We start from the raw sequence: 22,555 nt of genomic DNA, 5'->3' as shown, positions 1-22,555 counted from the left end.
ACTGTGCACTCTGCGGGCGAAGACGGTGCAGCGTGACCAAGTCTTGTCCCAACCGGTACCGCTCCGGCATTCTCTGCGATGCCGGGCGGCCGTAACGTTAATGCACGGAACGTACCGGGACAGGAATGCGGTGCAGGCATGGCGAGCAGGCGGAGTGCCAGGACAAGGATGGCGGCGGCGATGCTGCTTCCTCTATGGCTGGGATCCTGCGTTGCCACTTCGGGATCTCCCGGAGACTCACACATCAGCGAACGGACAGCAACGCCGGAGGCACTGCTGGAACCCGCTCCCCAGCCGCAGTACGCCCCTCCAGCCGGATCCTCCGCGAACAGCACTCCCCCGGACAGCCCGGTATCATCCGGCACCGTCCCCGACGCATCGCCCGGCGCGTCGCCAAGCGCGTCCCCAGGCGCATCGCCAGGCTCCGGTGGCGCCGGCCGCGGCCAGGCCGCCGTCCCGGGCACAGCCCCGGTATCAGGCGCGGACCCTTCGTCGGCACCGTCCCCGGCTGCTCCTCCGTCCCGCAACACCGCAGGGACCCAGACGGTCACGGCCTACTACGTGCTCCTGGACGACGGCGGCAGCGGCGGCGTGCGCTTCGGCTGCAATGACAGCCTGGTGGGCATCCGCCATTCCATCGCCGGCGCGGCCGAGCCCTTACACACGGCGATGCGCGCCCTGCTGGATAGCGCCGCCGACCCGGCAGACGGGCTCTACAACTCGCTCTCAGCGTCCACCTTGGAGTTTCTGGCCGGCAGCTTCGACGGCACCACGGTGACGGCCTACCTCGCCGGCACCATCCGGCCGGGCGGGACGTGCGACATTCCGCGGATGGAAGCGCAGCTCACCCAGACCGCCGTCTCCTCGGTGGGCGCCATCCGGGCTGAGATCTACGTGAACGGCGTAGGGCTGACCGAAGCCCTGAGCCTCAAATAGCCCTGAGCCGTGAATGGGGCCGCAAGCACAGGTGTAGCGGCTCACCGGGAAGAGCTCAACCTCCGAACAGGGCGTCCATCGCATCATGGCTGCGCGCCCCTGCCAGCTCGGACCAGTTGCCGTCACCAAGGACTTGCACTGCCACTCTGGAAACCGTTGCATACGCCGCCTTGGCGGTGTTGCCGCCGATGCTGATGCGCTGCACGCCGGCGTCATGCAGTTCGGCCACCGACGGCGCCCCCACACCGGCGAGCGCGTTCAGCGGGGCGGCAATGCTGCGGCCAAGTTCGTGCAGCAGGTGGAGGTCCGTCACGCCCGGCACAAAGATGCCGCTGGCTCCGGCTGCCAGGTAGGCCTCAGCCCGCACAAGCGTTTCCTCAAAGGCATGCTCCCGGTGGTTGCCGGACAGAAAGGTGTCCGTGCGGGCATTGATGAAAAGCTCGACGCCGGCGGCCGCTGCCGTCTCCCGGATCAGGTTGAGGCGGCGGCACTGTTCACCGACTGAGGTGAGCGGATGGTCGCCGGAGTCCTCGAAGTTCACGCCGACTGCGCCGGCGTCGAGCACCGCGCGGATGGTCTCCCTGAGGAGGCCGTCATCGTAGTTGCCGCTGCTGCCCGCGTAGCCTGTTTCAATATCCGCCGTCACCGGAAGGCTGGTGGCCGCAACGATCCTCTTCAGCGCGTCAATGGCCAGAACGCGCGGCAGCCTGTTGCCGTCCGGAAAGCCCAGGCTCCAGGAAATCGCGGAGCTGGACGTGGCAATCGCCGAGGCCCCGGCCTCCTCGACCAGCCGCGCGGACGCTGCGTCCCATACATTGACCAGGACAAGCGGCAAGCTGCCGGCCTGGTGGAGGGCATGGAAGGCGGCCGCATTGGCTGTGGAAGACGGAGTGTTTGTCATTGCTCCATTCCAGCCCTTGAGCGAGCCAACGTAAAGTGCCGTGGACCATCGTGTGGATGGTTAATCAACAGGTGTTGCCTAACCGGCAACTGTCGGCTGTATCCTGAGAACGTGACCCACGAAACACTTAATGCCGCAGCAGGGACGCTGCCGGCTGAAGCCATTGACGCAATCGAGCGCGCGGCCACGTCCGCCCACCGCCACGAGGACCTGTTCTCGGAGCGCGCAGCCCACATCAGGCAATCCGCCGTCCGGGACGTCTTCGACATCTCCATGCGCCCAGGCCTCATTTCGCTGGCCGGAGGCAGCCCGTACCTGCAGTCCCTGCCGCTTGAGCGGCTGGGTACAACCGCGGCAAAGATCATCGCCGAGGACGGCCTAACCGCCCTTCAGTATGGTGGCGGCCAAGGCACCGAAGAACTGCGCACCCAGATCTGCGCAGTGATGGCTGCCGAAGGGATCCTGGACGCCCGCCCGCAGAATATAGTGGTCACCGCCGGTTCACAGTCGGCCCAGGACGTGGCCACCAAGGTTTTCTGCAATCCGGGCGACGTGGTGCTGGTGGAAAATCCCACCTACGTGGGCGCCCTCAACACCTTTGAGGCTTATCAGGTGCAGGTGGAAACGGTGGAAATGGACGGCGCCGGACTGGTGCCGGAACTGCTGGAGGCAAAGATCGCGGCGCTCCAGACTGCCGGAAAAAACATCAAGTTCCTGTACACCATCCCCAACTTCAATAACCCGTCCGGGATCACCCTGGCGCGCGACCGCCGCCAGCAGGTAGTGGATATATGCCGCAATGCGAATATTCTGATACTGGAGGACAACCCCTATGGCCTGCTGAGGTTTGACGGGCAGCCGCTGGAACCGCTGCGGGCAGCCAACCCTGCCGATGTCATCTACATGGGCTCGTTCTCCAAGATCTTTGCACCCGGCTTACGGATCGGCTGGGCCCTGGTTCCGGAACACCTCCAACGGCGCTATTACCTTGCCTCCGAGGCCGTTACGCTGTGCCCGCCCACCCTCAATCAGATGCTGGTATCCGCCTACCTCCGGGACTATGACTGGAAGGGGCAGATTGCGACCTACCGCGGCCTCTACGCCGAGAGGTGCCACGCGATGCTGGCTGCACTCAAGGAACACATGCCCAGCAGTGCCAGCTGGACCAGCCCGGAGGGCGGCTTCTTCGTCTGGGTGACCCTGCCGGACGGTGTGGATACCTATCCGTTGCTGCAGAAGGCGATCGACGCCGGCGTTGTGTTTATCCCCGGCGCCGCCTTCACCCCCTCCGATGAACCGTCCAACAAGCTGCGGCTGGCCTTCAGCGCTGTGGACCCGGACGCCATCACCGAAGGCGTCCGCCGTTTGGCCCCCGTGCTGCGGGAAGCCATCGCGGCGCTGTAGCGTTGGCCTCACTGAATCCGAACGTGAAGAACCAAGCAAAGGAGCACAAAGATGAGCGGAATCATTGTTGTTGGGGTTGACGGCAGCGGAACTGCCAAAAAGGCAGCTGAGTCCGCGCGGGACCTGGCCGCGGCCCTGGGAGCATCCCTTCACGTCGTGTCGGCCTTCGACACCGACCGTACCGAGGTGTTTGGCTCCGGAAGCGACGAGTGGATTGTTTCCGACGCGGACGGCGCCGAGAATGTCGCCAAGACGGTGGCCAACTCCCTGGGACAGGACATCAAGGTGACCTACTCGGCTGCCCGCGGCAAGCCCGCCGAGGCCCTCATCAAGGAGGCCGGCCGCCTGGACGCCCGCATGATCGTGGTGGGCAACCGGAGGATGCAGGGCATAGGCCGCGTGCTGGGCAGCGTGGCCAACAGCGTGGCGCACAACGCCCCGTGCGACGTCTACATTGCAAACACCTACGGCGCCGACTAACAGGCGACCCTGCACCTTGCACGGGCAGGACCTGCCCGTGCAAGGTGTCCCTTCTCACCCCCGGAGCACCGTCTTCAATGCCCGGCCGGCGATAAAATTGAACTGCCCCCGATGGCGCGGACAGTCAATATCCACGCTATCCAAGGGGTCCCATTGATCACGCTCCAGCGCCGCCAGCTTGTTGGCCATGACATCCTGCTGGCCCGCCACGGCAACCACATCTGCTCCATGCGGTTGGACCGCGGTAACGGCCGTGTGGTGGCCCTGCTGGACGACGGGTCCGTGGACAGCGCCCCTAACCTGATCTCCCCCGGCCTTCGCTTGCCGGACACGTTGCAGAGCGTCCTGCGCGAAGACTGGAAGTTGTTCGCAGGACTTTCGGCAGCCGCGGCAGGACTCGGCTGCCTGATGGTGGCGGCTGCATCGGCTTACAGCAGCTCCATGGTGGATCCTGAGATGGTCCAGCTGCTGTCTGCCTACTCGGCCTACTAACGGCTGGGCGGCCGGCGGGAGCCTAGACCAACCAGCCGCGCAGCAGCCACCACAGGCCCGCCATTACCAGTCCGCCGAAGAGCGAGCCCGCCACCACCTGCGCGACACTGTGGGCGCGGAGCACTACCCGGGACCAGCCCACCGCGGGGACCAGCAGCAGCAACGGCAGCCAGGCCGGGCCGAGCATCAGCACGACGATAACCGCCGATGACGACATGGCCGCCGCGTGGCCGCTGATCTTCCAGAACGGACTTACGGCGGCAATCACCAGGATTCCGGCCACGATGGCCAGCACCGTGGCTACCACGCTCCGCGGGGCACTGACGGCTTCCAGCACCAGCAACCCGGCCATCACCGAGGCAAGAGCCATCAGGAGCACGGGCGCCCGCTGTTTGCGGTCGCTGACATGGTGGTCCGTGACCTTGCCCAGCCTCACGAGTCCCAGCAGCAGGCATAGCGGCAGTACGCAGACAAAAAGCGCGGCCACCGCCCCGTACACAGCCGTTCCCGGGAAGCCGGCCTCGATGGCAGGGCTGATCAGCAGCTGGACGGTGACCACCGCCGGGGGTTGAAAGACCTCAGTCAGCCACCTGGCAGAACGGTTTTTTGCCCTCAGGGCCGCGCTATTCACGGTTAATGGGTTTCAATGGCCTGGGTTTTCAATGGGCCTGTCTTTTCAATGGCCTGGGTTTTCAATGGGCCTAGTCCAGGAGGAGCGCGGGCTCCTCAAGGATCGCTGCGACGTCGGCCATAAAGCGGGCGGACAGGTCACCGTCAACCACGCGGTGGTCAAAGGAGCCGCCGAGGGTGGTGATCCAGCGCGGGATGACTTCGCCGTCCAGCACCCAGGGCTTCTGCTTGATGGTTCCGAACGCAACGATGGCGACCTCGCCGGGATTGATGATGGGCGTCCCTGTGTCGATCCCCAGCGCACCGATGTTGGTGATGGTGAGGGTTCCGCCCTGCATTTCGGCTGGTTTTGTTTTCCCCGCCCGCGCCGTGGTGGCCAGGTTGTTCAGGGCCAGCGCCAACTCCTTCAGCGAAAGATCCTGCGCGTCCTTGATGTTGGGGACCATCAGCCCACGCGGGGTGGCAGCAGCGATGCCCAGGTTCATGTAGTGCTTGACGTGGATCTCTGCGGTGTCGGTGCCGTCCGCGTTGTCCACCCAGGTGGCATTGACGCTGGGATTCCGGGCGGCGGCCCAGATGACGGCCTTGGCCAGGATCAGCAGCGGGGACACCTTGATGCCCTCGAAGTCACGCGACACCTTCAGCCGCTTGACGAACTCCATGGTGCGGCTGGCGTCCACATCCACGAAGATGCTCACGTGCGGTGCGGCGAAGGCGGATTCCACCATCGCCTTCGCTGTTGCCTTGCGGACACCCTTAACGGGGATCCGTTCGATCCGCTGGTCCTGCGGCTTTCCTGCCTTGCCCCAGAAACCTTCCGCTTTGTCCAGTTCGGCGTCGCGCTGTGCCTGGTAGCTGACCAGGTCCTCGCGCGTGACTTCACCCCGGGACCCCGTTGCCACCACGTCGGCGAGGTCAATTCCCAGGTCCCTGGCAATTTTCCGCACCGGCGGCTTCGCCAGGACCCGGTTCACCAGGCCGGTGATGGTCCCGCCCAACGTGGGACGGTTGTCAACGAACTCTTCGGCATCGGAGGCCGCAGCGTGCGCCGCCGGCCCGGCTGAGGGGACCGGCCCAGGCGGGGCGGCGGGCGGGGCAACGGGCGCCGTAACCTGGACCGGTCCAGCGGCGGTGGCACTTGGGGCCGCCTTGCGCGCACGGCGCTTCACGGCGTCGGCCTTGGGGCCGGAACCCACCAGCGGGCCGCCAGCCAAGGCACTGTCCGACGTGTCGGCGTCGGACGCGGGAAGCGTGCCGTACAAAGGCTGGACCGGCATCGCCGGAGCGGGGACATCAGCCGGCGTCGGGTCACCGGACACCTCGTCGGAGACGCTGATGATGGCCGTCCCAACGTCGATGGTGAGGCCTTCGGGGACCAGCAGTTCGGTGACCGTCCCGGCAAAGGGGGACGGCAGCTCAACGAGCGATTTGGCCGTTTCGATCTCGCACAGGACATCGTTGATGGCTACGGTGTCCCCTGGCTTGACCTTCCAGGAGACGATTTCCGCCTCGGTCAGACCTTCGCCCACGTCGGGCAGGTTGAACTTATTCAGAGTCATGATGTCCTCGGTTTCGGAAGCTCAGGCTGCCAGCGTCAACAGACAGAGTGAGCAGGAAATGTGGGGCCCTAGTACGCCAGGGCGCGGTCCAGCGCCTCTAGGATCCGGTCGATATCCGGAAGGTAGTCTTCCTCAACCTTGGCCACAGGATACGGCATGTGGAAGCCGCCCACGCGGATCACCGGCGCTTCAAGGGAAAGGAAGGCCCGCTCGCTGATCCGGGCCGCGATTTCGCCGCCAAGGCCGCCGAACGTCGGGGCCTCATGGGCCACGATGAGCCGCCCTGTCTTTTCAACGGACGTCGTGACGGTGTCAAAGTCGATGGGGGAAAGGGACCTGAGGTCGATCACTTCCACGCTGCGGCCATCCTCCGCTGCGGCGTTGGCTGCGGCGAGGGCCACCGGAACCAGGGGGCCGTAGGCGACGATGGTGGCGTCGGAACCTTCGCGAAGCACGTGCGCCTTGAACGGATCCCCGGCCGCCCCCGCGGCTTGCACGTCCACGTCTCCCTTGAGCCAGTAACGGCGCTTGGGTTCGAAGATGATGATGGGGTCCTGGCATTCGACTGCCTGCTGGATCATCCAGTAGGCATCATGGGGGTTGGACGGAGTGATGATGCGCAGCCCGGCTGTGTGGGCGAACAACGCCTCAGGGGACTCGGAGTGGTGCTCCACCGAGCCGATTCCGCCGCCATAGGGGATGCGAATGACCACGGGAACGGTGAGGTTGCCGTTGCTGCGGGCATGCATTTTTGCCAGCTGGGTGGTGATCTGGTTGAAGCCCGGGAACACAAAGCCGTCGAACTGTATTTCACAGACAGGGCTGTAGCCACGCAGGGCCAGTCCGATCGCGGTGCCGATGATGCCGGACTCCGCCAGTGGCGTATCCACTACGCGCTCCGGGCCGAACTCCGCGATCAGGCCGTCCGTGACCCGGTAGACGCCGCCCAGGGGCCCGATATCCTCGCCCATCAGCAACGACTTGGGGTTGTTGTTCAGGGCTGCGCGGAGGCCTTCATTGATGGCCTTGGCAATGGTCATGGTGGTCATCGGTTGCCTGCCTCTTTGTCTGCCTCTTCGGACGATTCATCGCCGGCAAACCCTGCGCTGTATTCCTCGAACCACGCCAGCTCTTCCGCAACCAGCGGGTGGGCCTCCACATAGGTGTTGGCGAACGCCGTGCGGATGTCGGGAGTCTCCAGGTCGTGCGTTGTCCGCCGGACATAGGCCGCGAGTTCGTCCCCGTCAGCCTTGACCTTGGCAAAGAAGGAATCATCAGCCAGTCCCTCGGCACGCAGGTACTTCTCCAGCCGGGTCAGCGGATCCTTCGCCCGCCAGGAATCTTCCTCCGCGGACTGGCGGTACTTGGTGGGGTCGTCCGCCGTTGTGTGGGCGCCGACGCGGTAGGTGAACGCCTCAATCAGCACCGGTCCCTTGCCCTGGCGCGCGTGGTCCAGTGCCCACTCGGTCACAGCGTGCACAGCGATGACGTCATTGCCGTCCACCCGCACGCCCGGGAATCCGTAGCCCTTGGCCCGGTTGGACAACGGAATGCGGGTCTGGACTGTGCTCGGCACCGAGATGGCCCAATGGTTGTTCTGGCAGAAGAACACCACGGGGGCGTTGAAGGACGAGGCGAAGACCATGGATTCGTGGACGTCGCCCTCGGAGCTGGCGCCGTCCCCGTAGTAGGCGATCACCGCCGCGGCAGGTTCCGTGCGGGCTGGATCGGAGGTGGCGGCCAGCTTCTGGTCGCGCTGGATGCCCATGGCGTAGCCCACGGCGTGCAGTGTCTGGGCCGCGAGCACCAAGGTGTAGAGGTGGAAGTTGGTGTCCTTGGGGTTCCAGCCGCCGTTGGAGACCCCGCGGAACTGGCGAAGCAGCTCGGCCAGATCCACGTTGCGGGTCAGGGCCACGCCGTGCTCACGGTACGTGGGGAAGATGTAGTCCTGCGGCTGGCTGGCGCGGCCGGAGCCGATCTGCGCGGCCTCCTGGCCGGTCAACGGAACCCAGAGGGCAAGCTGGCCTTGCCGCTGGAGTGCTGTGGCTTCAACGTCAAAGCGGCGGATCGCGGCCATGTCCGCGTAGAGCCCACGCAGCTTCGCCGCATCCAGTTTCTGCGCATACTCGCTGTAAACAGGATCTGTCCCCAGTTTCCCGTCCGGGCCCAGGAGCTGGACCATCTGGGCAGGGGGCTCGCCCATGGCGGCCTCGGCATCAGCCTCGAGCTGGTCGTCTATCGCTGTTCCATCGAACTCGGTGGAGGGCAGATGTGTGGCGCCCATACCGTCTCCTTGCTTGCCGCATACGGATGCGTTGCAATGTCGCTGGGATATATGCCTTCACGGGAATGCATTCCTTAGGTGGCATATATATTGGCTTACTGTTCCTTACTTTATCTTCAGTAGGTGGCGCGGCGGCTACATGTTAAGCGCTAGGAACGGCGTGGCGGCTTTGTATAGTCCGCACACAGCTGAAGGAAACGGGTGTTGGCCTCCACCTCGCCGATACTCACCCGCACACCCTCATTCCCGAAGGCACGCACGGAGAGCGCCTGGGCCCCCGCAAGTTCGGCGAACTCCCCGCTGTTGACGCCCAGATCCAGCCAGACAAAATTCCCTTGGGCCTCCGGAACAAACCAACCCAGCTCGTGCAGCCCTGCCGTCACCCGGTCACGCTCATCCACCAGGCTTTGTACCCTTTCTACAACCTGGGGGTAGTTCTGCAGTGAGACAATCGCTGCCTGTTCGGCGATCTGGGACACGGCGAACGGCGTGGCAGCTACCCGCAGGTGCTGGGTAAGTTCCGGCTTCGAGACGCTGTAGCCCACGCGGAGTCCGGCCAGGCCGTGCGCCTTGGAGAACGTCCGAAGCACCGCAACGTTGGGATACTTGCGGTAGATCGCCAAGCCGTCCACCGCATCTTCGGCCCGGACAAACTCTTGGTACGCCTCATCGATCACCACTACGACGTCGGTGGGCACGGACTGTATGAACCGCTCGGTTTCCGCGGTAGTCAGGATGGGACCGGTGGGGTTGTTCGGCGTGCAGAGGAGGATGACTTTGGTGCGGACCGTGACGGCTGCCGCCATGGCATCGAGGTTGTGGCGGCCATCCGGAGTGAGCGGGATCCGGACGCTTTCAGCGCCCACCAGGCCCACGCTGATGGGGTACGCCTCGAAGGAACGCCACGCGTAAATAACTTCGTCTGCCTTGCCGTCGTCGTTCTGGCCGGCAAAGGTTGTCAGCAGCTGGTTGAGCGCCCCCAGGCTTCCGGCGCCGGTGACGATGTCCTCAGCGGGAACTCCCAGGAACTCGGCGAGCGCCGCACGGAGTTTGCTGCTGAGCGGATCCGGGTAACGGTTGAAGTCAGTCTGGTGCGCGATGGCTTCCAACACCGCGGGAAGCGGAGGCAGTGGGTTCTCGTTGGAGGAAAGCTTGTAGCTGGCCAGCCCGTCAACGGCGACAGGCGGCTTGCCGGCCGCGTAACGGGGAAGCCTGCCCACCACCGGGCGCGGGCGGATTCCCCCAGCCAGAGTCTCTGATGAAGTCATGCCAACTAGCCTACTTCTCCTGCGCCGGATGGAAGGAGGCCTCCAGGACAAAGGGGGGCAGGGCGAGGACGCCGTCCAGCCGCCACTCAGGGCGGTGTGACAGCATGGGAACATGCGCTCTTTCATCGTTCGGATCCTGATCAACGGACTAGCCCTCTGGATCGCCAGCTGGATCCTGCCCGGCCTCGACATTTCCACGTCAGCCGCCACTGAGGCCGTAGCCAAGACCGGGGTAACACAGGGCACGGATACCGTCGGGATCATCGCGGCCTACCTGTTCGTCGGAGTGATTTTCGGAGTGGTGAACGCGTTCGTCCGGCCGCTGGTCAGCTTCCTGTCGCTACCCATCACCATTCTCACGCTGGGGCTGTTCACCATTGTCATCAACGCCGCCATGCTCTACCTGACCTCCTGGATCAGCAGCTACACGCCGGTGCACTTCACCATTGACTCCTTCTTTTGGACGGCAGTGTTCGCCGCCATCATCATTACGGTCATCTCCCTGGTGGCGGGACGGATACCCGGCGCCCGGAGGCGCTGACCTCACCTCACCTCACGCCGCCCTGCCTCACTGACTTCGAGGCCTGCGGCCTGCGGCTTCCCTGGTGCCGTCAGCGCCCTCCCGGCCCCCTTGTGTCCCGGCGCGGGTCCACCGGCCGTTGAGGCTCAGGTGCCTTAGGCCGAGAGAGGGCGAACCGGGTGGCCGTGGCGGCTCCGCCGGCCCCTAGGGCTCCGCCAAGGACTGCGGTGGACGCCACGAGCGAGGGATCGTCGCTCACCGCTACCAGCCGGGCTCCCTCCTTGTAGTTGCTCAGCCGGTGCCCTGGACCGATGCCAGGGTCCTCCCCTGGCGGCGTCCACACCAGGTTGTCCATGGTGACCGTTACCCGGTTCCTGGTGTCCGGGCTGGGCATGCCGTCACTGCCGGGCACCCAGTCGGCCCGGTGCTCCAGGTGCAGAGTGCTGATGCCAGCAGCCGGAATGATCCCGCCTACCGGGGATCCGGCGGTCAGTACGTATTTCACGTCGTATTCGTCCAGGAAGAGCTCGTCGGCCGCAAGGTTCATGGCATGGACTCCGCCCTGGCTGTAGCCCACGGCCACCACAGCAGAACCCTTCTCCGCTCCTGCAGCCCGAAGGGCTTCCCGTACTGCTGTGGTGACCTCGGACGATCCATAGGCCAGGCCTTCGGCGATCCCGGCTTCATCGAAGGGATTAGTCCCGCCGAGTTCTCCGCCCGTCTGGGTGCCGGGAATTACCACCACGTAAGCGCGCTGGCCGCCGTCGTCCACTTCGAGGATCTCGATATAGCCGTCGCCTCTCGCTTCGATCATCCTGACCCGTTCCAGGAGCCCAGCCGGGGAAGTATCGAATTCGATGGGCGTTGACTCTTTCCGGTCGACCGTTACGGGACGTGGCTTCAGCATGGGAAGAGCCCCCTCGGCCAGGCTCCTGATCAGCGGGCGCGCTGCCATCGCCAAGGGAACACTGCCGGTCAACAGCTCCATAGCGCTCCCGTTGACCCACCCGGTCACGGAGTAGTCGGTGATCTGATCCAGCAGATCGTCGTTGCTGGGGATGCCCCGGCGCCGGGCTACATTCGCCAGCGTCTCAGCTGATTCGTAGTCCCGCTTGCTGGCGCGCACGTCCCTGCTGATGCGCTGCAGCTCCATCCGGACAGCCTGGACAGACCGCTGGGCCTCGCCCACCGAAATCAGCGCTTCCGTTCCGGTAGAGCGCGGATCGTTCTGGTAGGGGCACAGGTCTTCCCAGATGCGGCGCGCCTCGACTTCGACAGCGCTGAGTTCATCCGCCAGATCATCGAGTTTTTCGGCTCCGCCCATGAGTTCTTCGAGCTGGAAGCTGATCCCTCCGACGCCGCCCCTGATTTCCAGGCTGCCGTCCTCGACCGGCCCCGTCGGCTGGATGACCCCGCCGCCGCCCGAAGGCATCACCTCCGCCATCAGTAGCTGCCAGCCGGCGTTCCGGACGTCGAAACAGCGTGAGCGTGGCGGGTCACGGCCGCGGTGGCACCCTCCAGCCTTTCCCGTGCCCGCCCCAGCGATGCTGCCTGTAGCGCCACCGAATCCCGGTAGGCGCGTCCGGCAGGTGACTGCCAGTCGAGCAGCTGAATCTCCCAGAAACCGGCCAGAACCTTCTCTGCGCGGCCGGCGCAGCTGGCCACTCTGACGGCCAGCTGCTGGACCTCGTAGCTGCGCGACATGCATGTATTCATGTCTGCTGCCGTTGGATCGCTGCTCATCCCCTGCTCCTGCTCCCGGATGCTCCCCGAATGCCATCCTGTTTAGCCCCGACGCTACGGAAGCCTGCCCGGCGGACGGAAGTACCGCCGTTGTCTATGTGGACAGGACCCGGACGAAGGCCATACATCGGGAAACGGGGCATCTGGGGAGGACAAGTCACACGAAACCGCCAGCTTAAGGCGCGGCCGGAGTTCGTGAAAGAATCAGCACATGCCTGAAACCGCTGCCACAGCCGATATCCGTACGCCCTCCGGACGCCTTGCTCTTGCAGCGTCACCGGAACAGATCGCGCTCGGCCCGCTGGACGGCCGCTACCAGTCCGCCGTCGCACCCCTCGTTGACTACCTGTCCGAGGCCGCCCTCAACCGTGACCGCGTGGCCGTCGAGGTGGAGTGGCTCATCCACCTGACCAGCCATAACGTCCTTCCCGGAGCTGGCCCGCTGACCAACGACCAGCAGGACGAGCTCCGCAGGATCGTCACCGAATTCGACGCCGCTTCCGTGACCGAGCTGGCCGAAATCGAGGCCGTCACAGTGCACGATGTGAAGGCTGTGGAGTACTACATCGGGCGGCGCCTGCCCGGCATCGGCATTGAAAACCTGACGGCTTTGGTGCACTTCGGCTGCACGTCAGAGGACATCAATAACCTTTCCTACGCGCTGGGCGTGAAGGGCGCTGTGGAGGACGTGTGGCTGCCGGCCGCCCGTGCCTTGGTTGCCCAGATCAGCAAGATGGCCGAGGACAATAGAGCCGTTCCCATGCTGTCGCGCACCCACGGCCAGCCTGCCACCCCTACTACCCTGGGCAAGGAACTGGCTGTCATCGCGCACCGCCTGACCCGCCAGCTGGACCGGATCGCCAGGACCGAGTACCTCGGCAAGATCAACGGCGCCACCGGCACCTACGCCGCCCATGTGGCCTCCGTCCCGGGAGCCGACTGGCAGCACGTGGCCAAGTCCTTCGTCGAGGGCCTGGGCCTGACCTGGAACCCGCTGACCACGCAGATCGAAAGCCACGACTGGCAGGCGGAGCTGTACGCCGACGTCGCGCGTTTCAACCGGATCCTGCACAACGTCTGCACCGACATCTGGAGCTACATCTCCATCGGCTACTTCGCACAGGTCCCGGTTGCCGGCGCCACCGGATCCTCCACGATGCCGCACAAGGTCAACCCGATCCGCTTTGAAAACGCCGAGGCAAACCTGGAGATCTCCTCCGGCCTCCTGGACGTGCTGGGTTCCACACTGGTCACCTCACGCTGGCAGCGCGACCTCACAGACTCCTCCAGCCAGCGCAACATCGGCGTGGCATTTGGCCACTCCCTGCTGGCAATTTCCAACGTGGCCAAGGGCCTGGACCGCCTGGATGTCGCCGAGGACGTACTGGCAGGAGACCTGGACACCAACTGGGAAGTCCTGGGCGAGGCAATCCAGATGGTCATGCGCGCGGAGGCGATTGCCGGCGTCGAAGGCATGGAAAACCCATACGAGCGGCTCAAGGACCTTACCCGCGGGCAGCGCGTCGACGCCGCCCGCATGCAGGAATTCGTCCAGAGCCTGGGCCTCTCCCCGGAGGCTGAAGCCCGGCTGCTCGCGCTGACGCCCGGCAAATACACGGGCATCGCGGACCAGCTGGTGGACCACCTGAAGTAGGACGGGCAGCACGCGCCCCTGAGGCCCTGCACAGCAAACACGCACGACGGCGGCGGGCTTACGGGGGCCCGGCGCCGCACGCTTGCCCCGAGGTGGGAAACTGGGAGGATGAAGCTGCTGCTCATCCGCCACGGACAGACCCCCGGAAATGTACTTGGCCAGCTGGACACGGCCCACCCGGGGCCCGGACTCACCGAACTGGGTGAGCGGCAGGCCGAGGCTATGGCACGGTCGCTGGCAAACGAGCCGATCGGCGCACTGTACGCCTCTACCCTCCTCCGCACGCAGGTCACGGCCGCGCCCCTGGCCCGGCTGCACGGGCTGGAGGTTGAGGTGCTGGACGGCCTGCACGAAATCGAAGCAGGGGCCCTGGAGAAACTGACCGACCACGAGGCACACCGGCGCTACATGGGGACGGTGTTTGCGTGGGCTGCCGGAGACCTGGACCGCCGAATGCCCGCCGGTCCGGACGGCCACGAGTTTTTCGAGCGGTACGACGCCGCCATCACCCAAATTGCCGAACGCGCCGGTCGTGAGGGGGACACCGTCGCTGTGGCCGCCGTCAGCCACGGCGCCGCGATCCGCACCTGGGCCGGCCGCAGGGCAGCCGATACCGACCACGAGTTCGCTGCCCGGCACGTGTTGTCCAACACCGGCATTGTGGCGCTGGAAGGTGATCCCGACGCCGGCTGGAAGCTCATCCATTGGGACGGCAGCCCGGTGGGCGGGCTGGCCCTGGCCGACCCCACAGCAGAGGATCCCATGGGCGAGGCGAAGTAGTCCGGAGGGAATCGAACCGCGCATTCCCAGAGTGTTCTCTGCGCGCTTACGCGGAGGAAACACCGCGGTAATGCTCGCCTCATAGGCTTATCAGGCATAACCCTCCGGCGAATCGAGGCAGTCATGCAGACCAATCCCCGTCTCAACATCAGGCAGGTCACCTGGGCCAACCCCGTGGGCGCCGATCTCCGCAGGGCACAGCAGGCGGAACTCGACGCCCGCTTTGGCACCCCTGACCACGAACCGGGGACCCCGCCGTCGGGCGCCGACTGTGCCGTGTTCCTGGTGGCATACGACAAGGGGTCCGGGCAGCCCGTGGGCTGCGGCGGCCTCAGGGTGCTGGATTCCACCACTGCAGAGATCAAGCGGCTCTACGTGCTCCCCTATACCCGCGGTTCCGGCGTGGCGAGCTCTATCCTGGCTTCCCTCGAGGCCGAGGCCTTCAAGCAGGGAATCACGCGGATCACCGCCGAGGCCGGATCGGCGCAGCCGGACGGCCGGAACTTCTACGAAAACTCGGGCTTCGAATCCGTGCCCAACTTTGGCCCCTACGTCGGTGTGGAACATTCATACTGCTACGCCAAAACCATCGACTCGCACAGCGCCGCGCACACTGCCATGGCCTAGGCTGACCCGCTGGCCCTTTCACACCATGAGCGGCCCGTCCCCGCTTAGGCGGCCGGGGCCAGCACCGTTTTTGCGGGCCCCGGCCGTCCCTGCACCACTCGCAACGTTCACCGGCCGTTAATTCCCGGTGCCCTGATTGTTCCCATCCCTGGACCAGACTCGAATGCCTTGGTCGTTTATCGAATCGATAGCTATAAACGTCCACAACTGGCAATTGCCGCTATAGGCTTGCCGGACAATGCTCCGATTCCAGTCCAGAAATGAGTCCTGATCGTGCGTAAATTGCAGACTTTCGTTGCCGCGGCCGTCACCGTCACCCTGCTTGCCGGCTGCGGAGGGGGTGCGGCCACTCCCGCAGCGTCCGGTGATCCCTCCGCCGCTCCGGCCGGCGGATCCGGCGAGACGCTGGTCATCTACACAAATTCCAATGGCGAGGGCCGGGGTGACTGGCTGACCGCAAAGGCTGCCGAGGCCGGCTTCAAAGTTGAAGTGGTGGGGGCCGGCGGCGCGGATGCCACGAACAAGCTGATTGCCGAAAAGAACAACCCCATTGCGGACGTCGCCTTCGGGCTTAACAACATGTACTTCGCGCAGATCAAGGCAGAGGGCGCGATTGAGCCCTACGAACCGGCCTGGGCGGGCGAGGTGGATACCGCCGTCGGCGACCCCGGGGGTGATAAGGCCTATTGGCCGCTGGTGAAGCAGGCCATCCTCCTGGGCTACAACTCGGACAAGATCGCTGCGGACGCCGCGCCCAAGGACTGGACGGACCTGTGGACGAAAGACGAGTTTAAGGCCCGCTATGAGCGTGTGACCGGGCTCGGCACCGCCACCGCCCAGCTGGTCTTCGCCAGCCTGCTCACGCGCTACAAGGATGATTCCGGCGATCTGGGCATCTCCGATGAAGGTTGGAAGCAGGTGGAGCAGTACTTCCAGAACGGCAGCCCAGCCGTGGCCAAGACCGACCTTTTTGCCCGGATTGCCTCCGGCGAAGTGGACATGGGGCAGATGCCTTCCTCGATCATCGCCGAACGTGAGAAGTCCTTCAAGGTCAACGTTGAGACTGTGGCGCCGTCCGTAGGGGTTCCGCTCGCCGTCGAGCAGGTTGCGCTGGTCAAGGGAACCGACAAGAAAGAAGAGGCGCAGAAGTTCATCGATTGGTTCGGCAGCGCAGACGTGCAGGGCGCGTGGGCCAAACAGTTCAACTCGATGCCCGTGAACAAGGGCGCGGCCGCGCAGGCCAACCCGGAGGTGGTGGACTTCTTCGCCGGCGTCAAGCAGCAGGACATCGACTGGGACTTCGTGCAGGAAAACATGGGCGCCTGGGTTGAGAAGATCGAGCTCGAATACATGACGTAGCCGTCCCCCTTCCGCTCCCGGCAGCCCCACCCAGACAGGTTTTCCCATGATCCGCTTGGACAACATCGAAGTTTCCTTCGGCGATTTCATCGCCATTCCCAACCTGGACCTCCACGTCAATCCCGGGGAGTTTTTCACCCTGCTGGGTCCGTCCGGTTGCGGAAAAACGACGGCGTTACGCACCTTAGCCGGGTTCATCGAACCCGCCAAGGGGACCGTCCATGTGGACGGGAAAAACGTGACGCGGCTTCCCAGCGACAAACGGCAGGTGGGCATGGTGTTTCAGAACTATGCCCTGTTCCCCAGCATGAGCGTCTGGGAGAACATCGCCTTCGGGCTCCGGGTTCGGAAGGAAAAATCCGCAGACAGCGACAGCCTGGTGCGCGACATTGCGCGCCGGGTGGAGCTTAGCGATGAGCAGCTGCAGAAGAACGTGGCCGAGCTTTCGGGAGGCCAGCAGCAACGCGTGGCCGTGGCCCGCGCCCTGGTGCTGCGGCCCAAGATCCTGCTTCTGGACGAACCGCTGTCCAACCTGGACGCCAAGCTGCGGCACCAGTTACGGCAGCAGCTCAAGGACCTGCAGAGCGAGTTCGGCATCACCACCGTGTACGTCACCCACGACCAGGATGAGGCGCTGGCCATGAGCGACCGAGTGGCCGTTTTCAACAAGGGCGTGGTTGAGCAGGTGGGAACGCCGCAGGCAATCTATGACCAGGCAGCCACCGAGTTTGTCTGCAACTTCATCGGTGACAGCTCCCCGCTGACGGCAGAATTCGTTGCGGAACTGAACCGGCTCTCCGGAGCCGGTCTCAGCCCCGCCGCAAACTCCTACCTCCGGGTGGAAAAGGCGTCACTGACGCCGCCGGCGAATGGAGGCGCCGCCGTCGGACTCTCCGGAACTGTAGTGTCACGCACCTATCACGGACTTCACAGCCGCTACGTGGTGCGGAGCCACGGGGCGGACATCCGGCTGCTGGTCAAGGAAGACGGCGGTGTCCACCCCGAGCCCGGCACCGAAACCACTGTGTATGTCCAGCCCGGCCATGTGCTGCAATACCACCCGGATACCGGCAAGGCAGTGGCCACAAGGGACCAGGCAGTGGCCCTGCCATGAGGGGAGGTTCGGCTGGCAACGGCAGCTCCGTCAGGAGCATGCTCCGCTCCCCCTTCGTCCTGATGGTGGGTGCGGTGCTCACCTGGTTCATCGCAGCCTTCCTCGTGTGGCCGAATCTCAACGTCCTGATTTCCACATTCTTTCCGGACGGGAGCTTCTCCGGGCGGGCGGCCGAGAAGCTGTTCTCCTCGCAGCGGGCCATGAAGTCCTTGGGCAACAGCTTCCTGCTGGCACTTGCCCTGTCCATCACGGTGAATGTCGTGGGCATCTTTATTGTGCTGGTCACGCATTACTTTAAGATCCGCGGCTCCCGGATCCTGTTCCTGGGCTATGCCTCCACCTTCATCTACGGCGGCATTGTGCTGGCCGCCGGATACAAGTTCATCTACGGGGACAAGGGAATTGTCACGTCCCTGCTGCTCACGGTGTTCCCCGACATGGATCCGGCATGGTTCTCCGGCTTCTTCGCCGTGCTGGTGGTCATGACGTTCGCCACCACCACCAACCACATGCTGTTCGTGGGCAACGCGCTCAAGGGCGTTGATTACCTGACCATCGAGGCCGCCAGGAACCTGGGCGCGTCCACGTGGACCATCCTGCGCAGGATCGTCCTGCCCATGCTCAAACCCACACTGTTCGCCGTCACCATCCTGTCCTTCCTGACCGGGCTTGGGGCCCTGAGCGCGCCACAGGTCCTGGGCGGCCGGGAATTCCAGACCATCACGCCGATGATCCTGACGTTTGCCAACAGCGCCGCCTCCCGGGACCTGGCCGCGCTGCTGGCCGTCATCCTGGGCCTGTCCACCATCCTCATGCTGGCCGTGATGTCCCGGATGGAGAAGCGCGGCACCTACTACTCGCTGTCCAAGGTCTCCTCGGCCCTGCAGAAGCAGCGGATTGTGAACCCCGTTGCCAATGCCGCCGTGCACACCATCGCGTATCTGCTGTTTGCGCTGTACACGCTGCCGGTGGTGCTGATCGTGCTCTACTCGTTCGCCGACGGCGCGGCCATCCAAACCGGCCAGATCTCCGCGGGCAGCCTGACCCTGGACAACTATGTGCGGGTCCTCACCCAGCAGTCAGGCCTGCGGCCCTTTATCGTCAGCGTCGTTTACAGTGCACTCGCGACCGTAATTGCGGTGGGCGGGCTGCTGTTTGTGGCCAGGCTCCTGCAGAAATACAAGAACTGGGTCGCCTCCGTCTTCGAATACCTGCTACATATCCCTTGGATCCTTCCCTCCGCCCTGCTCGCCCTGGGGCTCATCATCAGCTACGACCACCCGAATCCGCTGGTGGGCGGGACAGTGCTGACGGGAACTACGGTCATCCTGCTGATCGCGTTCGTGACGGTCAAGATCCCGTTCACCCTCCGCATGCTCAAGGCGTCCTTCGCGTCGGTCAATTCGTCCATGGAGGAAGCGGCCGCCATCATGGGCGCCAAGACACTGTACGTCTTTCGCCGCATCCTGCTGCCGCTGGTGCTGCCTGCTGCCGCAGCCATTGCCGCCTTGAACTTCAATACCCTGCTGGACGACTATGACACCGCCATCTTCCTGGCGCATCCGCTGGTCCAGCCGCTGGGGCTGGTGATCAAGGCGAATACCGATGGCGCCGAAGGGGTTGAGGGCGTGGCCAACACGTTCGTGTACACGGTGCTGCTCATGGTCATCACGGGTCTGACCATGTACCTCGTGTACGGCCGCTCCGGCCAGCGCGGCGCCGGCGCCGGCTCCGGCACTGCCGGGAAGCGGCGCGGTACGGTTCCGCCTGCCCCCTTGCCCATCGCAGATACCCGGATCGCCGAGGTGCCGGACAGCAGGGCACCCGTCCAGGCACCCGTCCCCTAAGACAACCTTAAGGAACGCTCCCGACGGCGGCGCCCGGCTGACGCCTTCCCTTTAAGCCGAGCAGCAGGTCGCGCAGCGGCTGGGCACCTTCTGCCAGCGCCAAACGCATCAGCGCCGACGATGCCAGGCTCAGGGACTGCGTCCGGAGCCGTCGGCGCCGGTCATAGGCAGCGAGCGCCTGGTCCGGCGGGGCAGCGTTGAGGAAATCAGCCAGGGTGACTGCATCCACCAAAGCCTCGCAGGCGCCTCGGCCGAGGTTCGGCGTCATGGCGTGCGCGGCGTCGCCAATCAGGACTACACGGCCCCGGACGTAGCTCCGGACCGGAGGCGTGGTCCAGATCCGCTGAACGAGCGAGAGTTCCGGAGTGGCGTGTGCGAGCACGTCGCGGATGGCAAGCCCATGGCCGGCGTAGCGGCTCCTGGTCTGACGGAGGGCAGTGGCGACGTCGATCCCTGCCGGTCCAAGGTCGGACCGATAACTGGCGTACCAGTTTGTCCCGGAAGCGGCGGCGGCGATGCCGAAAAGATCTCCCCGCCCCCAGTATTCGCCAACGTGCCCGGGCTGCACAGGCACCGGAATGATGCCGCGCACTGCGATGTACGGAGTGCGCCGGGCGCTGGACTTTTCCCCCCAGATGTCGCGACGCACCGCACTGTGCACGCCGTCGGCGCCCACCACCAGGTCCGCGCCGGACGGGACCGCATGGACGCGGCCCGTTATGCGGCCGACGGTGTCCGGTACGGCGGCGTCCAGCAGGCGCAGCAGGTCCATCCGTGAGACACCGACCATTTCGCCGCCGTCGACCTCAATCCAGGGAACTCCTGCGGCGTCGCGGATGGCTCCGCTGCCGATGACCGGGCTGCAACCCCTCACCGCGTCCAGGATGCCCACGGCCTCAAGGGCACGTTGAGCGTGCGGCCACATGGCCAGCACCGTGCCGACGGTGGTCAGTTCGGGCCGCTTCTCATAAACGGTGACGTCGAAACGCTCCGGATCGAGCCGGGCCGCGAGTGCCAGCCCGGCGATGCCGCCACCAACGATCGAAATCGTGTTCATGCAGGAATTCTACTACATTTGTAGTGCAGGGGAAGAGCCGGGTTAGACTTTCCGCTATGCCCCTCCGACGCACCCAGCTATCTGATGCTGCCCTGGCCGTGGTGGCGCAGACGGGCCTGAAAGGCCTTACGCACCGGGCAGTAGACGCTGCCGCCGCGGTGGCTGAAGGCACGACGTCGAACTACTTCCGCAATCGGGCCGCCCTGGTGGACGCCGTGGCGGAACGGCTGGAACAGCTGGATGTTGAGCTGCTTCAGCGGTTAGGCCCAGCCGGACCGCCCGAGGACGTGGGTGAAGTGGCCGAACAGGTCACGGGACTGATCTTTGCCCTGATGGAACAGCACGCCACGCTCACCCGGGCACGCCTGGCAATGTCTCTGGACCGGCCTGAGTCCGTGACAGCTGGTCATTTCAGGCTGCTGGTCGGCCTGGAACAGACGTTGGCGGGCCTGGGAATTCCGGACGCAGCGGCCCGCGCCCGCGATGTGGTGGACTACAGCGACGGCCTCCTGCTGCATCAGCTCACCGCCCGGCGCGCTGAGGACCCGGACCCCGCCTCCACCGCAGCGGCGATCCGAAGGCTGCTCGCCGGCTGAAGGACCTTTAGAGGGACGGCCAGCCCGTGTACGCCTCGGCCAGGTAGGCCATGCCATGCCTGGAGGAGACCACTGAGTTCAGTTCCCCAAGCTGGCGGGCCCGCGAGAAATCGTCCGCGTCAACCGGTGTATGCAGCATGGTGGTCATCCAGTAGGAGAACTGCTGGGCCTTCCACACGCGATCCAGGGCACGGCTGCTGAAGGAGTCCAGCAGCTGCGTGGAACCGGAGCGGAAGTAGCTGTCCAGTCCTTCAAACAGCACCTTGACGTCGTGGATCGCCAGGTTGAGGCCCTTGGCGCCGGTGGGCGGGACGGTGTGGGCGGCGTCGCCTGCCAGGAACAGGTTGCCGTGGCGCATGGGCGTGTGGACGAAGCTGCGGAACGGCAGGACCATCTTGTCGATGACCGGGCCTTCCTTGAGTTCAAAACCGTTGCCGTTGACGCGCCTGCGGAATTCGGCCCAGATCCTGTCATCATCCCAATCCGCTACGTTTTCCTTGGGATTGCACTGGAAGTACATCCGCTGCACTGTCTGGGTCCGCTGGCTGATCAGGGCAAACCCGTTGGCCGAGTTGGCATAGATCAGTTCATCGGCGCTGTGTGGGGCCTCGGCCAGGATGCCGAACCAAGCGAAGGGGTATTCGTGGAAATACCACTTGCGGTGGGCTTCCGGGACCTGGAAACGGCAGTGGCTTCGTGAGCCGTCCGCGCCCACCACAAACTCGGCCTGGATCTCGTACTCCACGCCGTCAGCGTCCGTGAACCAGACCTTCGGCTTGCCCTCAATGTTATGGACAGCAGTCTCCGTGACGCTGTAGCGGACGTCGCCGCCGTCGGCCTTCCGCCTGGCGGCAAGGTCCAGGAAGACGTCCGTCTGCGGGTACAGCCAGACGGATTCCCCCACGAGTTCCTTGAAGTCGATGCGGTGGCTTTCGCCATTGAACCGCAGCTCGATGCCGTCGTGCCGGTCGCCGTCGCGCAGAACACGGTCGGAAACGCCGCTGTCCACGAGCATGTTCACGGTGCCGTGCTCCAGGATGCCCGCCCGGACCGTTTCGGAGATGTCCTTGTGGCTGCGGACTTCGACCACCGTGGAGTCGATGCCGGCTGTGGCCAGCAGGTGGGCGAGCATCAGGCCGGCGGGACCGGCGCCCATGATGGCGACCTGGGTGGTGATGATCTTGCGTGTTGCCATGACTGTTTCTCGCTTCGTTGCGGGGGCCGCGGCTGGTGCGGGGCCGGTTAGTGCGTCTGGCTAACAGTGTCCGCCGGAAGGACTGACCCGCGTAAGACTATTTCCATTC

The 22,555-nt window shown here is 64.9% G+C and carries 22 protein-coding genes; 12 read left to right on the top strand and 10 right to left on the bottom strand.

Features of this window, described 5'->3' with window-relative positions; genetic code table 11:
- Nucleotides 1–180: 180 nt before the first annotated feature.
- Nucleotides 181–936 carry a hypothetical protein gene (locus tag QFZ30_RS21435; protein WP_307079779.1) on the top strand — a complete coding sequence of 252 codons (756 nt, stop codon included), beginning with the start codon at nt 181–183 and terminating at the stop codon, nt 934–936.
- A 55-nt stretch (nt 937–991) separates the two neighbouring features.
- On the opposite strand, the gene QFZ30_RS21430 is transcribed toward QFZ30_RS21435, so the two are convergent.
- Nucleotides 992–1,837, bottom strand: a complete 846-nt coding sequence (locus QFZ30_RS21430; protein WP_307079777.1) for an isocitrate lyase/PEP mutase family protein — start codon at nt 1,835–1,837, stop codon at nt 992–994.
- 111 nt (nt 1,838–1,948) lie between these two features.
- Here QFZ30_RS21430 and QFZ30_RS21425 point away from each other — a divergent pair, with 111 nt between their 5' ends.
- The 3 genes from QFZ30_RS21425 (at nt 1,949) to QFZ30_RS21415 (ending at nt 4,213) form a co-directional block, all read left to right on the top strand.
- The gene (locus tag QFZ30_RS21425; protein ID WP_307079775.1) at nt 1,949–3,241 is read left to right on the top strand and encodes an aminotransferase-like domain-containing protein; all 1,293 of its coding nucleotides are present in this window, start codon (nt 1,949–1,951) and stop codon (nt 3,239–3,241) included.
- A 51-nt stretch (nt 3,242–3,292) separates the two neighbouring features.
- The gene (locus QFZ30_RS21420; RefSeq protein ID WP_307079774.1) at nt 3,293–3,721 is read left to right on the top strand and encodes a universal stress protein; all 429 of its coding nucleotides are present in this window, start codon (nt 3,293–3,295) and stop codon (nt 3,719–3,721) included.
- Nucleotides 3,722–3,874: 153 nt separating this feature from the next.
- Nucleotides 3,875–4,213, top strand: coding sequence for a hypothetical protein (locus QFZ30_RS21415; protein WP_307079772.1), 339 nt, complete (start codon nt 3,875–3,877; stop codon nt 4,211–4,213).
- A 22-nt stretch (nt 4,214–4,235) separates the two neighbouring features.
- On the opposite strand, the gene QFZ30_RS21410 is transcribed toward QFZ30_RS21415, so the two are convergent.
- The 5 genes from QFZ30_RS21410 to QFZ30_RS21390 all read right to left on the bottom strand — a co-directional run bounded on the left by QFZ30_RS21410 (nt 4,236) and on the right by QFZ30_RS21390 (nt 9,954).
- Nucleotides 4,236–4,844, bottom strand: coding sequence for a phosphatase PAP2 family protein (locus QFZ30_RS21410; RefSeq protein ID WP_307079770.1), 609 nt, complete (start codon nt 4,842–4,844; stop codon nt 4,236–4,238).
- A 70-nt stretch (nt 4,845–4,914) separates the two neighbouring features.
- Nucleotides 4,915–6,402: a dihydrolipoamide acetyltransferase family protein gene (locus tag QFZ30_RS21405; RefSeq protein ID WP_307079768.1), complete on the bottom strand. Its 1,488-nt coding sequence runs from the start codon at nt 6,400–6,402 to the stop codon at nt 4,915–4,917.
- A 68-nt stretch (nt 6,403–6,470) separates the two neighbouring features.
- Nucleotides 6,471–7,451 (bottom strand): alpha-ketoacid dehydrogenase subunit beta, encoded by a 981-nt coding sequence (locus tag QFZ30_RS21400; protein WP_307079767.1) that lies wholly within the window; start codon nt 7,449–7,451, stop codon nt 6,471–6,473.
- Nucleotides 7,448–8,686 carry a pyruvate dehydrogenase (acetyl-transferring) E1 component subunit alpha gene (gene pdhA / locus QFZ30_RS21395; RefSeq protein ID WP_307079765.1) on the bottom strand — a complete coding sequence of 413 codons (1,239 nt, stop codon included), beginning with the start codon at nt 8,684–8,686 and terminating at the stop codon, nt 7,448–7,450. The genes QFZ30_RS21400 and pdhA overlap by 4 nt, the downstream gene beginning before the upstream one ends.
- Nucleotides 8,687–8,835: 149 nt before the next feature.
- Nucleotides 8,836–9,954 (bottom strand): histidinol-phosphate transaminase, encoded by a 1,119-nt coding sequence (locus tag QFZ30_RS21390; protein WP_307079763.1) that lies wholly within the window; start codon nt 9,952–9,954, stop codon nt 8,836–8,838.
- Nucleotides 9,955–10,066: 112 nt separating this feature from the next.
- Between QFZ30_RS21390 and QFZ30_RS21385 the strand changes: the two genes are divergently transcribed.
- Nucleotides 10,067–10,495 carry a phage holin family protein gene (locus tag QFZ30_RS21385; protein ID WP_307079761.1) on the top strand — a complete coding sequence of 143 codons (429 nt, stop codon included), beginning with the start codon at nt 10,067–10,069 and terminating at the stop codon, nt 10,493–10,495.
- Nucleotides 10,496–10,565: 70 nt separating this feature from the next.
- Here the strand turns inward: QFZ30_RS21385 and QFZ30_RS21380 are convergent, their stop codons facing one another.
- The gene (locus tag QFZ30_RS21380) at nt 10,566–11,906 is read right to left on the bottom strand and encodes a hypothetical protein (protein WP_307079759.1); all 1,341 of its coding nucleotides are present in this window, start codon (nt 11,904–11,906) and stop codon (nt 10,566–10,568) included.
- A gap of 11 nt (nt 11,907–11,917) precedes the next feature.
- A complete protein-coding gene (locus tag QFZ30_RS21375; protein WP_307079758.1) occupies nt 11,918–12,217 on the bottom strand; it encodes a hypothetical protein in 300 nt (99 codons plus the stop codon).
- Nucleotides 12,218–12,428: 211 nt separating this feature from the next.
- Here QFZ30_RS21375 and purB point away from each other — a divergent pair, with 211 nt between their 5' ends.
- From purB to QFZ30_RS21345, 6 genes are all read left to right on the top strand, one after another.
- Nucleotides 12,429–13,871, top strand: a complete 1,443-nt coding sequence (gene purB / locus QFZ30_RS21370; protein WP_307079756.1) for an adenylosuccinate lyase — start codon at nt 12,429–12,431, stop codon at nt 13,869–13,871.
- A gap of 108 nt (nt 13,872–13,979) precedes the next feature.
- Entirely contained in the window at nt 13,980–14,651 is a 672-nt protein-coding gene (locus QFZ30_RS21365; protein WP_307079754.1) for a histidine phosphatase family protein, read from the top strand.
- Between the two features lie 123 nt (nt 14,652–14,774).
- Nucleotides 14,775–15,278: a GNAT family N-acetyltransferase gene (locus QFZ30_RS21360; protein ID WP_307079752.1), complete on the top strand. Its 504-nt coding sequence runs from the start codon at nt 14,775–14,777 to the stop codon at nt 15,276–15,278.
- Nucleotides 15,279–15,551: 273 nt separating this feature from the next.
- The gene (locus tag QFZ30_RS21355; protein ID WP_307079750.1) at nt 15,552–16,637 is read left to right on the top strand and encodes an extracellular solute-binding protein; all 1,086 of its coding nucleotides are present in this window, start codon (nt 15,552–15,554) and stop codon (nt 16,635–16,637) included.
- A 46-nt stretch (nt 16,638–16,683) separates the two neighbouring features.
- Nucleotides 16,684–17,751, top strand: a complete 1,068-nt coding sequence (locus QFZ30_RS21350) for an ABC transporter ATP-binding protein (protein WP_307079748.1) — start codon at nt 16,684–16,686, stop codon at nt 17,749–17,751.
- Between the two features lie 38 nt (nt 17,752–17,789).
- Nucleotides 17,790–19,598, top strand: a complete 1,809-nt coding sequence (locus tag QFZ30_RS21345) for an ABC transporter permease (RefSeq protein ID WP_307079746.1) — start codon at nt 17,790–17,792, stop codon at nt 19,596–19,598.
- Nucleotides 19,599–19,605: 7 nt separating this feature from the next.
- On the opposite strand, the gene QFZ30_RS21340 is transcribed toward QFZ30_RS21345, so the two are convergent.
- A complete protein-coding gene (locus tag QFZ30_RS21340; protein WP_307079744.1) occupies nt 19,606–20,655 on the bottom strand; it encodes an FAD-dependent monooxygenase in 1,050 nt (349 codons plus the stop codon).
- Nucleotides 20,656–20,711: 56 nt separating this feature from the next.
- Here QFZ30_RS21340 and QFZ30_RS21335 point away from each other — a divergent pair, with 56 nt between their 5' ends.
- Nucleotides 20,712–21,251, top strand: a complete 540-nt coding sequence (locus tag QFZ30_RS21335) for a TetR/AcrR family transcriptional regulator (RefSeq protein WP_307079742.1) — start codon at nt 20,712–20,714, stop codon at nt 21,249–21,251.
- A 7-nt stretch (nt 21,252–21,258) separates the two neighbouring features.
- Here QFZ30_RS21335 and QFZ30_RS21330 read toward each other — a convergent pair whose 3' ends face one another.
- On the bottom strand, nt 21,259–22,446 hold the full coding sequence (locus QFZ30_RS21330) for a 4-hydroxybenzoate 3-monooxygenase (protein WP_307079740.1): 1,188 nt from the start codon (nt 22,444–22,446) through the stop codon (nt 21,259–21,261).
- Between the last annotated feature and the right edge of the window lie 109 nt (nt 22,447–22,555).

The sequence above is a fragment of the Arthrobacter pascens genome (genome assembly GCF_030815585.1).
In the GTDB taxonomy this organism is placed as follows: Bacteria; Actinomycetota; Actinomycetes; order Actinomycetales; family Micrococcaceae; genus Arthrobacter; species Arthrobacter pascens_A.
Note: the sequence above shows the minus strand (reverse complement) of the source record. Positions and strands in the feature narration are given on the sequence as shown.